The following is a 12353-nucleotide window of genomic DNA, read 5'->3' on the forward strand; positions in this document are numbered from 1 at the left end:
CACGATCACCCAGGCCAAGTCCGACGGCACGTACGAGAAGATCTACGTCAAGTGGTTCGGCAAGAAGCCCGGCGAGCTGGGTTGATCCATGACGGATCGCCTCCCACCACCGGTGGCGGCCGGGGGGGGGGGGGGCGGCCGGCCCCCCCCCCCCCACCCCCCTCGCTGAAAAAGGCAGTGCAGAAAAGACGCTCGATCCGTAGCTGGAACGGAGAAAACTCCAGCCCGTCTTTCCGCGCCTTCGGCATGACCATCGAAGCGCAACAACTGCCATTCCCGTAGCGCGAGCAGAGCGCACGGATGGCGCGTTCACTCACCATTCTTCGGGGGAATTCCATGTTCAAGCGAGCGATGGCCGGCCTCGCGGCCGCCTCGGTGCTCTCCGGCGGCTTCGTCACGCTGGTCGCGGCCACGACCACGTCGAGCGCCAGCGCTTCTGTCGGCACGACCGGCGCCGCCACGTGTGGACACAGCTGGGGCTGTGGCTGCCGCTGGCGTTGCGGCGGGTGGGGCGGCCGCGGCAACGACGGCCGTTCGCGGGTGAGGATCCGCCTGCACATCCACAACAACAACGTCAACAACAACGACAACCGCGCCGACGCCGACGCCGTCGCGGTCAACCGCGAAGAGGACTGACCCACCGGGTCCGGCCCACCGGGACGAGCCCTGAACTCGTCCCCCGAGTGCCTGTGTCCGTCGTGGCTGCCGGGAGGGTCCTGCCCTCCTGCGAAGCAGCCGCGTGGGCGCAGGCACTCGCCTTGTCCGCGCAGATGAGTCATCACACTTCGAGGAGTTCTTTCGTGTCCACGTACAAGCACGCGATCGCCGGTGTCGTCACCGCTCTCGCTCTGACCGGCGGCGTCGTCGCGATCGCCGCCGGCACCATGTCGTCCGCCTCGGCCACGACCCCCGGCTTCCAGGCCGACGGCGGCCACCGCAACCGGGTGAAGGTGCGCATCACGCTCCACAACAACAACGTCAACGACAACGACAACCGCGCCGACGCCGACGCGGTCGCCGTCAACGTCGAACGTCCGCGCCCGACGGTCACGGTCACCACCAAGGGCCCCGGTCAGTAGGAGCCCGACGCACGTCTCCGGAGAGCCCGCGCCCCCACGGCCCAGCTCGCGGGGGCGCGGGCTCTCCCTTTGCCCGGGGGCAACCTGTCATCGCACTTCGAGGAGTCCTTCTCATGTCCGTCCACAAGCACGCGATCGCCGGTGTCGTCACCGCCGTCGCTCTGACCGGCGGCGCCGTGGTGATCGCCACCGGCACCACCACCGTGTCGAACGCGTCGGTCACGACCCCGAACTTCCAGCCGTGGCCGCGCTGGCGTCTCCGCAACGACAACGAGAACTTCGGCCGCATCCGCATCCGCATCCGGAACAGGAACAACAACGTCGCCGTCAACCGCAACGACGCCGACGCCGACGCGACGGCGGTCAATGTCCGGCCGCGACCGACGTTCACGCCGACCCCGCCTCCCGGGAAGTAGGCGGGCCCGGCAACTCGCCCGCAGTCACGGGGCGACACTCCGGCGCGCGAGGGTGAGCCACCTGTCCGCGCCGGGGTGCCCGGCGGCACGCGCCCGGCGGCCGGTGCTCAGGCGGACTTGCGCGCCTTGCGCTTGGGCGCGGCCTTCTCCTCGGCCTTCTCCTCGGCCTTCTCCGTGCCCTTGCGCGTGCCCTTGCCCGCCCCGGACGCGGCCCGGCCCGCCGGCTTGCGGCCCTTGGCGGGCTCGCCGCCGCGTTCCCGCTTGGCGGCCTCCACGCTGGCCCGCAGCGCGGCCATGAGGTCCACGGCCGGGCCGCCCTCCTCCTCGGCCTCCTGCGGCGCGACGACCTCCCTGCCCTCCACCTTGGCCTCGATGACCTGCTGGAGCGCCTCACGGTAGGCGTCGCGGTACTCCGTGGGGTCGAAGTCCGACTCCATCGTCGTGATGAGGGACTCGGCCATCTTGAGCTCCTGTGGCCGTACCTCGATGTCCTCCTCCAGGAACTCGAAGTCCGGCTTGCGGATCTCGTCCGGCCAGAGCATCGTCTCCAGGACGAACACCCCGTCGCGCACCCGCAGCGTCGCCAGCGACTCGCGCTGGCGCAGCGCCACCTTGACGACCGCCACCTGTCCCGAGCTCTCCAGCGCGTCGCGCAGCAGCACGTACGGCTTGGAGCCCTGCGCGTCCGGCTCCAGGTAGTACGCCTTGGCGAAGTAGATGGGGTCGATCTGCTCGGCGGGAGTGAACTGGAGCACGTCGATGCGGCGCGACGTGCTGAGCGGCAGGTCCTCGAAGTCCTCGTCGCTCAGCACCACCATCTCGCCGCCGGCCAGCTCGTACCCCTTGGCGATGTCGGAGTAGGGGACCTCCTCGCCGTCCACCGTGCAGACCCGCTTGTAGCGGATGCGGCCGCCGTCCTCGCGATGGACCTGGTGGAAGGCGACGTCCTTCTGCTCCGTGGCGGAGAAGAGCTTGACGGGGATCGTGACCAGCCCGAAGGAGATCGCACCCTTCCAGATGCTGCGCATGGTCACTCCTCAAGCGGTAACAGATGACTGGCCAAGGAGCACATACCCGTCGCGGGGCGACCAATGCCATACCCGGCGCCACCCCGAAGGGTTAGACCCGATCTCCCCGGGGAGGTGGCCTGACGCGTGCGAGAACGGAGGTCGCCCGGTGAGCAAGGTCCCCGTCCGCGTCGACGGGCGCGAGCTGGTGCTCAGCAACCTCGGCAAGATCCTCTATCCCGAGGACGGCTTCACCAAGGCCGAGGTCATCGACTACTACACCCGCGTCGCGCCCGCCCTCCTCCCCCACCTCCGGGGCCGTCCACTGACGGTCAAGCGCTACCCCAACGGCGTCGAGGGCCCGTTCTTCTTCGAGAAGAACGCCCCCGAGCACACCCCCGGCTGGGTGCGCAGGGTGCGCCTCCCGGTGCCCGGCAGCATCAAGAACCGCGAGACCATCGACTTCGCCGTCGTCGACGACCTGCCCACGCTCGCGTACTACGCCAACCTGGCCGCGCTGGAGCTGCACGTCCCGCAGTGGCGGGTCTCCGGCGACGGCGCGGCGCTGCCGCCCGACACGCTGGTCTTCGACCTCGACCCCGGCCCCCCGGCCACCGTCGTCGAGTGCTGCGAGGTGGCGCTCCTGCTGCGCGACGTGCTGCGCGCCGAGGGGCTGACCGCCCGGCCGAAGACCAGCGGCAACAAGGGCATGCAGCTGTACGCCGACTGGGACTGCCGCGAGGAGCCGTCCGCGTACGCCAGGCGGCTCGCCCAGGTCCTGGAGAAGGAGCGCCCGGACCAGGTGGTGAGCGTCATGGCCAGGAAGGCGCGCCCCGGCAAGGTGTTCATCGACTGGAGCCAGAACAACCCGGCCAAGACGACCGTGGCGCCCTACTCGCTGCGCGCCCGGCAGCACCCGACCGTCTCCACGCCGCTGCTCTGGGAGGAGGTCGAGGGCTGCGAGCACCCCGACGACCTGGTGTTCACCGCACCGGACGTGCTCGACCGGGTCGCGCAACACGGCGATCTGTTCGCCCGGGCGTAGTCTGGTGACGGTCCACACAGTCTGGCCGACGGTCCACATCTGGAAGGGGACTTCACATGTCGGAGATCGACGACGACCGCACCTTCGAGGACGAGGACGAGATGTCGATCGAGGCGCCGGAGGCCGACGCCCTGGATCAGCACCGTCCAGCCCGCGAGGACACCGGAGGCCGGCGCCCCAGCCTTCCGCTGGAGGCCGACCCCGCCGACGCCGCCGACCAGGACCGCGTCGTGGACCTCGATGACGACGACTACCGGTGAGGTCGCCTGACCCGCACGTAGGATGTGCCGACACGGCACACTGAACAGACCCATGGGAGACCCGCGTGACAGCAACCCCGGACGCCAAGCCCCGGGGCACCCGGCTGCCCCGACTCGCCCGCCGCCGGCAGCTGCTCAGCGCCGCCCAGGAAGTGTTCGTCGAGAACGGCTACCACGCGGCCGCCATGGACGAGATCGCCGACCGGGCCGGGGTCAGCAAGCCGGTGCTCTACCAGCACTTCCCCGGCAAGCTCGAGCTGTACCTCGCGCTGCTCGACATGCACGTGGACGACATGGTCAACCGGTGCCGCGAGGCCCTCGCCTCCACCCACGAGAACAAGCTGCGGGTCCAGGCGACGTTCGCGGCGTTCTTCGACTTCGTCTCCAGCCAGGGCGAGGCGTTCCGGCTGGTGTTCGAGTCCGACCTGCGCAACGTCGCGCCGGTGCGCCAGCGCGTGGAGCGCTCGCTGCGCGAGTGCGCGGAGATGGTCAGCGCGGTGATCCAGGAGGACACCGGCTGCACCAGCGACGAGGCCCATCTCCTGGGCGTCGGCCTGGTCGGCATGGCCGAGGTGAGCGCCCGCTACTGGGTCACCACGCACGGCTCCATCCCCAAGGAGGCGGCCGAGCAACTCGTCGCCCGCCTCGCCTGGCGTGGCATCAGCGGTTTTCCGCGTACGGCTTAACCCGTTCGCTGGGCGCGATCACCCCGCCCGCCCGGCCCCCGCAGGGGTGACCATGAGAGTGCCAGCCCCCGTCGAGCGCGAGCTCGGAGCGGCCGCGTCCACAGGCACGAAAGGGAGCATGATGGAAGTCAAGATCGGTGTACGGTCCGTGCACCGCGAGCTCGTCATCGAGACCGAGCTGTCGGCCGAGCAGGTCGAAGAGGAGATCAGGAACGCCCTGGCGGTCGAGCGCGGCGTGGTCGCGCTGACCGACGTCAAGGGCAGGCGCGTCCTCGTGCCGACGTCGTCGCTGGGGTTCGTCGAGATCGGCGAGGACGAGTCCCGCCCGGTCGGCTTCGGCGGCACCCTCTGACATGAGCCACGGGTGAGGGGCTCATCCCCTCACCCGCCGGGCTCTCCCCCGCGCTGTCCCATCCCCTGACCGGGTTTCTGTGCCGGGACGACGGTGTCGCCCGATCGGGCGGGCGCGCGAGCCGAAACGGCTGTACCGTGCCATTATGAGGGCCTGGCGCCGCCACGGCGGTTCCTTGACGAGATGCGGACCCGATCGCTGGACCCCGCGCCCCGTGCTCCGCAGGGAGAGCGCACGCTGCCCAGCCACCGAACCACCGCGGGAGGCGCTGCCCGCCCGCCGGCCTCCCCGGGGCTGCCGCCTCGCCCGCCAGGGCATCCGCGCGCACCATCCCTGACCCGCCCCACCGGTGACCCGCCGCGCCGGCCCCCCAGGGGGCGTCACAGGTCGCAGGAGCGTCGCGGGCTCGTCAGAGGCTCAGGGCCGTCATGCGCAGCTCGTCAGAGGCCCAGGGCCGTCATGCGCTTGCCGTGCTCCTCCGTCAGGCGGGCGAACATCCGTGAGATCTCGGCCTGGTCGTCCGCGTCGGCGGGCACCAGCATGCGCGCCAGCTCCGGCCGCGCCGCCGCCACGCGCTGCCCCTGGCTGAGCGCCTCGCCGACGAGCCGCCGCGCCCACAGCGCCAGCCGTCCCGCCGCGACCGGATCGGCCTCCAGCGCGGCCCTGACCCGCTCCACCGCGAACTGCGAACGGCCCTCGTCGGCGAGCACCACGTCCACCAGCTTGGCGAGCGGCGGGTCCAGCCGCCTGGCCGCCTCCCGGTAGAAGTCGAGCGCGATCCCCTCCCCCACGTACGCCTTGACCAGAGCCTCCAGCCAGTCGCCCGGCGCGGTCTGGGCGTGCCAGCCGTCGAGCGCCGCCACGAACGGCGACATGGCCTCCTCGGGATCGGCGCCGAGCTCGGCGAGCTGGTCGCGCAGCAGCCGGAAGTGCGCGTACTCCGCCACGGCCAGCTCGCTCAGGGCGGCCCGGTCCGTCAGGGAGGGCGCCAGCGTCGCGGCGTCCTCGGTCATCCGCGCGAACGCGCTGAGCTCGGCATACGCCAGGACACCGAGCAGATCGACCACACCAGGAGACTCCTTCATGGAACGCAGCGTACTTCGCGAAATCTTCGGGAACATCCGGAAGCTCGGTCAGCGTTGTGGTATCGAGTACACTGCTCTGTGAAAGTGCGACCGCACTGTGTAAATTCGGGGGATCCCCCGAAAACCCCCGACTCCCCGGGCCCGCGGTCGCTTATGACGCGAGAGGGCTGGCTCTACCGCGAGGACCCAGGCGACGGCGAACGTTACGCCCATCGGTCCCGGCAGGCCCGCCTTCATTTGAGACTGAGGCAGGCCACGCTGACGACTTTCCGAGACCTCGGAGTCACTCCAGAAATCGCCGATGCCCTCGAGACCGAGGGCATCACCACGCCGTTCCCGATCCAGGAGATGGCACTCCCGCTCGCACTGGGCGGCCAGGACCTGATCGGACAGGCCCGCACGGGCACCGGCAAGACCTACGCGTTCGGCATCGCGATGCTCCAGAGCATCGGCAAGCCGCGCAAGAACCGCAAGAAGCCGCGCGGGCTCGTCGTCGTGCCGACCCGCGAGCTGGCCACGCAGGTCAGCGAGGACCTCGTCACCGCCGCGGGCAAGCTCGGCTCCCGAGTCCTGACCGTGTACGGCGGGCGCGCGTACGAGCCGCAGATCGAGGCGCTCAAGGCCGGTGTCGACGTGATCGTCGGCACCCCCGGCCGCCTGCTCGACCTGGTCAAGCAGAAGCACCTCGACCTGAGCCAGATCACCTCGCTCGTGCTCGACGAGGCCGACCGCATGCTCGACCTGGGCTTCCTGCCCGACATCGAGCGGATCTTCAAGCTCATCCCCGAGCAGCGGCAGACCATGCTGTTCTCGGCGACCATGCCGGGCGAGATCGTCGCGCTGTCGCGCAAGTACCTCAACCGGCCCACCCACGTCCGCGCCGAGCACGACAGCGGCGAGGGCGAGGCCACGCCGCAGGTCCGCCAGCTCGTGTGGCGGGTCCACCGGATGGACAAGATCGAGATCGTGGCCCGGCTGCTCCAGGCCGACGGCCGCGGGCTCACCATGGTCTTCTGCGAGACCAAGCGGGCCTGCGACATGGTGTCCGAGCAGCTCGACACCCGCGGGTTCGCGGTGGCGGCCGTCCACGGCGACCTCGGGCAGGGCCAGCGCGAGCAGGCCCTGCGGGCGTTCCGCAACGGCAAGATCGACGTGCTCGTCGCCACCGACGTCGCGGCGCGCGGCATCGACATCGACGACGTCACCCACGTGGTCAACTACGACGCCCCCACCGACGACAAGACCTACGTGCACCGCGTCGGCCGCACCGGCCGGGCCGGGCGCACGGGCATCGCGGTCACCTTCGTCGAGTGGGAGGAGCTGACCCGCTGGAAGATGATCAACCAGATGCTCGGCCTCGAGTTCGCCGAGCCCGAGGAGACGTACTCGACGTCCCCGCACGTCTACTCCGAGCTGAGCATCCCCGAGGGCACCAAGGGCGTGCTGCCGCACGCCAACCGCTCGCGGGCGGGGCTGTCGGCCGAGCGCCTGGAGGATCTCGGTGAGACCGGCCGTTCCCGCACCCGTGGCCGCCGCCGCGACGAGCGCGAGGAGCGCGAGGAGCGCCCGGCGCGCACGCCACGCCAGCGCCGCCGCACCCGTGGCGGAAGGCTGGCCGAAGACGCTCCCGTAGAGACGCCGGAGGTCGAGCTCGTGGACAACCGCTCACGCAAGATCGACGAGACGCCCGCGATCATCTCCGCGGACGAGGTGGAGGCCGTGGCCGCCGAGCCGCGCCGCCGTACGCGCCGCACGGCCGCCCAGCCGGCCGCCGACGCCACGGACACCGCCGACACCACCCGGCGCCGGACCCGGGAGACCGAGGCCGACACCGGCCGGCGTCAGGCGCGGGAGACGGAGCGCGAGACGCGGGAGACTTCGCGCGAGACTCGCGAGACGGCGCGCGGCGAGGTGCGGGAGACGGTGCGCGAGGTGCGGGAGACGGAGCCGGTCGCCGAGCGCGCACCGGAGCCGAGCTTCCTGTCCACCCCGCCGCCTCCGGTCCGCACGGAGCCGGAGCGGATCATCCCGCCCAACCCGTTCACGGTGATCTTCCAGTCGCCTGACCTGGCCACGGACGACGACGACATCGCGCCGTCGGCGGCGACGGAGCGCAAGCAGCAGCGCCGCCAGTCCCGTGGCGGTGGCGGTGGCGGCGGTCGCCGCCGCGCCGGCTGACGCACGGGCACGAGCGAGCAGGGCGCGCACCTTCACGGGTGCGCGCCCTGTCGCGTTTCACCTCAGGGCCCCCCAGGAAGGACAGACGGCGCAAGTCGCCAGAAGTCGCACCAGCGTCCTCAGTTCGCCGGTGTCGGAGCGCTGACCTCGGGGTATTGTTGCCCCACGTGAGTACGCCGCGATTCCTGAACCTGCCACCTGGCGTCACGCCGCTGAAGCTGGAAACGCCCCAGGGCGTTTTCGCGGCGCTGGAGGCGCTACCCGTGAGCGGCGTGGTGGAGCGCTGGCCGGCCCTGCTGGTGCCCGGCCTGACCGGGAGCAAGGAAGACTTCATCGCGGTCCTGCAGACGCTCGCCCAGTCGGGCCGCCGGGTGCTCGCGGTCGACCTGCGCGGGCAGTACGAGACGCCCGGCCCCGACGACCCCGGCGCCTACACGTGCGCCGCGCTCGGCGCCGACATCGACCTGCTGGCCCAGATCGTCGGCGACGGCGAGCCGCTCCACCTGGTGGGCCACTCCTTCGGCGGGCTGGTCACGCGGGAGGCGGTCATCGACGGGCGCACGAAGTTCGCCTCGTTCACGCTGATGAGCTCGGGCCCGGCCGCGATCGTCGGGCGGCGGGCGCACGCCAGCCGCCGGATCATGGAGGAGGTGCCGCGGTTCGGCCTGGAGCAGGTGTGGCACGACAGCTTCGAGCCGGAGGCCCTGTCGGCGGGGGTGCCCGACGACATCCTGGCGTTCCTGCGCAAGCGGCTGCTGTCCAACTCCCCGGTCGGCCTGTCGCGCATGGCGCGGGAGGTCGTGACCATGCACGACCGCACCGAGGAGCTGCGTCAGGTCGAGGTGCCGACGCTCGTCCTGTACGGGGAGCACGACGACGGCTGGCCGGCCGACGTGCAGGCCGAGATGGCCGGAGCGCTCGGCGCGGAGATCGTGGTGGTGCCCGGCGCCGCCCACTCGCCGGCCGTGGAGGCCCCGGAGACGACGGCCGCGGCGCTCATCAGGTTCTGGAACCGGGCCGAGACCCGCCACATGGACACCAGGTCCGCCTCCGTGTAATCCTGCTGCCCATCATGGCCGGCATCGACGAGATCGTCGTCCAACCTCCCGAGAGCGCCACCTGGCGGGTCCACCTCGACCGCGCCATGTGGGTCGGCGGTGTCCGCGGCCTCATGCTCCAGGCGCTGCATCCGGTCGCCATGCGCGGCGTCTGGCAGAACTCCTCCTTCCAGGACGACCCGTTCGGGCGGCTGCGCCGCACGGCCGACTTCGTGGGCCGGATGACGTTCGGCAGCCCCGAGGAGGCGGCCGAGATCGGCCGGCGGGTGCGGGGCATCCACCGGAGCCTGCGCGCCACCGATCCCGTCACGGGCGCGACGCGCCGCGTGGACGACCCCGAGCTGCTGCTCTGGGTCCACTGCGCCGAGGTGTCGTCGTACCTGGAGGTGGCCCGGCGCGGCGGGCTCGGCCTCACGGAGGAGCAGGCCGACCGCTACCTGAGCGAGCAGCGCAGGAGCGCCACGTACGTGGGTCTGCACGCCGAGGACGTGCCCGGCTCGTGCGCCGAGATGGACGCCTACTTCAAGGCGGTACGGCCGTCGCTGCGCGTCACCGAGGAGGCCGCGGCGACCGTGCGGTTCCTGCTGTGGCCGCGGCTGCCTCGCGAGCTGCGGATGCTGTCGGCGGGCAAGCCGCTCTACTTCCCGTTCGGGGCGCTGTGCTACTACTCGCTGCCGGAGTGGGCGCGGCGGATGTACGGCGTGCTGCCCGAGGTGCCCCCCGGCCTGGTGACGGCGGGGCTGCGGGCGTTCCGGCTGCTGTTCAACGGCCTGCCGGAGCCGATGCACGACCGGGCGTTCATGCCGGCCACGCGGGCCATGCTGCGGGGCTGCCGCGAACGGCTCGGCGCGGCCGGCTACGACGTGAGCAGGGGTCTGCGCGGCCTGACCGACCCGCGCCGCCGGCCGATGCGCTGACCGGTGCCGCGCCAGGACGCGTCGGCCCGGCTGTCCAGGACGACATCGAAGGGCCTGATCCTCTCTCCGAGAGATCAGGCCGCGTGATCGACGAAAGTGCCGGCGCTAGTCCTGGGCAGGCTGATCGCGGGAGCTGTTGATCCGCAGCGCCTCGGCGAGCTGGTCCTCCAGGATGATGATGCGGCAGGCGGCTTCCAGCGGTGTGCCCTGGTCGACCAGTTCGCGGGCCCGCGCGGCCAGGCGGAGTTGGTAGCGGGAGTAGCGGCGGTGACCGCCGCTGGAGCGCTGCGGCTCGATCAGCTTGGCGGCGCCCAAGGAGCGCAGGAACGCCGGGGTGACCTGGAGCAGCTCCGCGGCCGCGCCCATGCTGTAGGCGGGGTAGTCCTCGTCGTCGAACCTGTCGTCGGCGCTGCCGTGCCCGAACAGGGCGGCGCCGGCGGTTGGGGGTGTTTGATCCATACGGGCCTTTCATCATGCGACAGGGGGCCCCGGCGCGTGTCGCGCCGGGGCCCCGAAGAGGTTCAACACCATCTACCGGCCATTTGGCCGGCTCACTGTTATCCGCATCGGCCGAAGTGCGCGGCGATGCGGGGATCGCGGATGCGTGACCGTAGACCACCTTCCTATCTGTGGAACTGCGGTACCCGTGCGGCGAGGACTTCAGCCGGCGACGGGCGATCCTGGATGGCGTCCAACACTCCCTTCATTACTTTGTTCTGACCCTTACCAACGGCAGCGCGTCCACGATCAGGGCCCCTTACCACTGCGCTGGCCCGTCACGTCCGACCTTCTGCCCTCAACTTCCACTTCGTACGACATGCCGGGTAGTTCGTCGTGATGCTGGTCTTCCTGTGCTACCCGGTTTTCGTTCCTTACGATGACAGAAACATTAGCCCCGCTGGCCGCGAATGTCTACTCTCGCCACTACAGATTTCCGGCACCCGCCAAAGCAGCTGCTCAGGCGGCGACGCCGTGGTGGGGCGTGAGCAGTTGGAGCCCGAGGGCGCGTCGCACGTCGGCACTCGGCGCGGCAGAGGACAGCGGCAGAGGACATGGGCCACGGGGTCTGAGGGGACGAGGGCGGGCACATGGCCGTCCCGCGGGCCGCTCGCCGGCGGGGACAGCCGGCCGGCTGCGCGTGTATGCACGGACGCTGCCTGGAGGCCGGATGTGCGTGTGTGGCCAGGCGCTACCTGTCGGGGTCCAGCACAGCGCCCGAGCACAGGGCGTCACCCTCGCTCGGGCGGCTGCTGCCACGTACCTGTCCCGGGTCCCGCCGGCCTCGACCGCAGCCTGGCGGTGGCGGCGTCGGCGTCGGCGAACGCCCAGCCGGCTATTCGGCCAGGCCGTCCCAGGGGTTGCGGTCGGGGCCGGCGGTCCGGCCCTCGGGGCAGTGGCGGCGGAAGTCGCACCAGGAGCAGATCGGCCCCGGGTTGGGCGCGAACAGCGCGTCCACCTCGGCCGGCACCTGCGGCGCCTCCTGCGCTGCCCGCTCCTGTGCGGCCTGTCCCTGCCTGGCCCGTCCCCGGGCGGAGCCGGGAGGCGCGGCCACGGCCTCGCGGTAGCGCTCGTCGGCGACCGACGCCTCCTCCGCCACCTCCTCGGCCCGCCGCAGGTGACGTCCCAGCGACTCGTCCGTGTGCCGCCACTCGACGATCTCGCCGGTCGGCAGATGGTGCAGCTCTACCTGGTGGCAGGGCGTGCGCATCATCCGGGACGCCGCGATGGCGTAGACGGCCAGCGCGAGCGACGAGCGGGCGTCGTCCTGGGTGAGCGGGCGCCGCCCTGTCTTGTAGTCGACGACCACCAGCTCCTCGCCCCGCCGGTCGAGCCGGTCGATCCGCCCGGACAGCGCGACGACCTTGGTACGGGTGGCGACGGTGCGCTCCACACCGACCGGGTCGTCGGCGGGGTCGAGGGTGCTGACGTAACCGGAGACGAGGTCACGGGCGCGGCCGAGCCAGCGCGCCGACTGCTCCTCGTCGCGGAAGCCCTCCTTGATCCACCCGTTGGTGAGTAAAAGGGCCGCGGTCAGCGGGGTGCGCCGCTCGTACGGCTCGCGCCACCAGCCGGCCAGCGCGTTGTGCACGCTGGCGCCGACGCTGTTGTGGGCCCACCCCGGCCCCTTGGCCGGCTGCGGCCGGTCGAGGTAGGTGAACCGGTAGCGGCGCCGGCAGTCGAGCCAGGTGTTGAGCCGCGACGGCGTGCACGAGTAGAGCCGCCGCGGCATCCCCTCCAGGGGAAGCTGCTCCATGTTCATGGCCTCCACT

The 12353-nt window shown here is 71.4% G+C and carries 14 protein-coding genes; 10 read left to right on the top strand and 4 right to left on the bottom strand.

The features are described 5' to 3' along the window. Nucleotides 1-336: 336 nt before the first annotated feature. The 3 genes from HTZ77_RS27795 (at nucleotide 337) to HTZ77_RS27805 (ending at nucleotide 1495) form a co-directional block, all read left to right on the top strand. Nucleotides 337-636 (top strand): hypothetical protein, encoded by a 300-nt coding sequence (locus HTZ77_RS27795; RefSeq protein ID WP_175592662.1) that lies wholly within the window; start codon nucleotides 337-339, stop codon nucleotides 634-636. A 164-nt stretch (nucleotides 637-800) separates the two neighbouring features. Continuing rightward, nucleotides 801-1079: a hypothetical protein gene (locus HTZ77_RS27800; protein WP_175592663.1), complete on the top strand. Its 279-nt coding sequence runs from the start codon at nucleotides 801-803 to the stop codon at nucleotides 1077-1079. Nucleotides 1080-1192: 113 nt separating this feature from the next. Next, on the top strand, nucleotides 1193-1495 hold the full coding sequence (locus HTZ77_RS27805) for a hypothetical protein (RefSeq protein WP_175592664.1): 303 nt from the start codon (nucleotides 1193-1195) through the stop codon (nucleotides 1493-1495). A gap of 107 nt (nucleotides 1496-1602) precedes the next feature. On the opposite strand, the gene ku is transcribed toward HTZ77_RS27805, so the two are convergent. After that, complete coding sequence (gene ku / locus HTZ77_RS27810) at nucleotides 1603-2523, bottom strand: non-homologous end joining protein Ku (RefSeq protein WP_175592665.1); 921 nt, start codon at nucleotides 2521-2523, stop codon at nucleotides 1603-1605. Nucleotides 2524-2671: 148 nt separating this feature from the next. Here ku and ligD point away from each other — a divergent pair, with 148 nt between their 5' ends. The 4 genes from ligD to HTZ77_RS27830 all read left to right on the top strand — a co-directional run bounded on the left by ligD (nucleotide 2672) and on the right by HTZ77_RS27830 (nucleotide 4845). Next, nucleotides 2672-3547, top strand: coding sequence for a non-homologous end-joining DNA ligase (gene ligD / locus HTZ77_RS27815; protein WP_328808801.1), 876 nt, complete (start codon nucleotides 2672-2674; stop codon nucleotides 3545-3547). Nucleotides 3548-3603: 56 nt separating this feature from the next. Then, the gene (locus HTZ77_RS27820; RefSeq protein WP_175592666.1) at nucleotides 3604-3807 is read left to right on the top strand and encodes a hypothetical protein; all 204 of its coding nucleotides are present in this window, start codon (nucleotides 3604-3606) and stop codon (nucleotides 3805-3807) included. A 65-nt stretch (nucleotides 3808-3872) separates the two neighbouring features. Continuing rightward, entirely contained in the window at nucleotides 3873-4493 is a 621-nt protein-coding gene (locus tag HTZ77_RS27825) for a TetR/AcrR family transcriptional regulator (RefSeq protein WP_175592667.1), read from the top strand. A gap of 118 nt (nucleotides 4494-4611) precedes the next feature. After that, nucleotides 4612-4845 carry a DUF3107 domain-containing protein gene (locus HTZ77_RS27830; RefSeq protein WP_407940565.1) on the top strand — a complete coding sequence of 78 codons (234 nt, stop codon included), beginning with the start codon at nucleotides 4612-4614 and terminating at the stop codon, nucleotides 4843-4845. Nucleotides 4846-5285: 440 nt separating this feature from the next. Here the strand turns inward: HTZ77_RS27830 and HTZ77_RS27835 are convergent, their stop codons facing one another. After that, complete coding sequence (locus HTZ77_RS27835) at nucleotides 5286-5930, bottom strand: ferritin-like fold-containing protein (protein ID WP_175592668.1); 645 nt, start codon at nucleotides 5928-5930, stop codon at nucleotides 5286-5288. Nucleotides 5931-6278: 348 nt separating this feature from the next. Between HTZ77_RS27835 and HTZ77_RS27840 the strand changes: the two genes are divergently transcribed. From HTZ77_RS27840 to HTZ77_RS27850, 3 genes are all read left to right on the top strand, one after another. Then, nucleotides 6279-8108 carry a DEAD/DEAH box helicase gene (locus tag HTZ77_RS27840; protein ID WP_205303693.1) on the top strand — a complete coding sequence of 610 codons (1830 nt, stop codon included), beginning with the start codon at nucleotides 6279-6281 and terminating at the stop codon, nucleotides 8106-8108. A 167-nt stretch (nucleotides 8109-8275) separates the two neighbouring features. Next, a complete protein-coding gene (locus tag HTZ77_RS27845) occupies nucleotides 8276-9166 on the top strand; it encodes an alpha/beta fold hydrolase (protein ID WP_175592670.1) in 891 nt (296 codons plus the stop codon). 14 nt (nucleotides 9167-9180) lie between these two features. After that, nucleotides 9181-10083, top strand: a complete 903-nt coding sequence (locus HTZ77_RS27850) for an oxygenase MpaB family protein (RefSeq protein ID WP_175592671.1) — start codon at nucleotides 9181-9183, stop codon at nucleotides 10081-10083. 105 nt (nucleotides 10084-10188) lie between these two features. Here the strand turns inward: HTZ77_RS27850 and HTZ77_RS27855 are convergent, their stop codons facing one another. Beyond that, a complete protein-coding gene (locus HTZ77_RS27855; protein WP_175592672.1) occupies nucleotides 10189-10542 on the bottom strand; it encodes a helix-turn-helix domain-containing protein in 354 nt (117 codons plus the stop codon). A gap of 874 nt (nucleotides 10543-11416) precedes the next feature. Further along, nucleotides 11417-12337: a RecB family exonuclease gene (locus HTZ77_RS27860; RefSeq protein WP_175592673.1), complete on the bottom strand. Its 921-nt coding sequence runs from the start codon at nucleotides 12335-12337 to the stop codon at nucleotides 11417-11419. Between the last annotated feature and the right edge of the window lie 16 nt (nucleotides 12338-12353).

The sequence above is a fragment of the Nonomuraea montanisoli genome (genome assembly GCF_013363975.1).
Taxonomy (GTDB): Bacteria; Actinomycetota; Actinomycetes; order Streptosporangiales; family Streptosporangiaceae; genus Nonomuraea; species Nonomuraea montanisoli.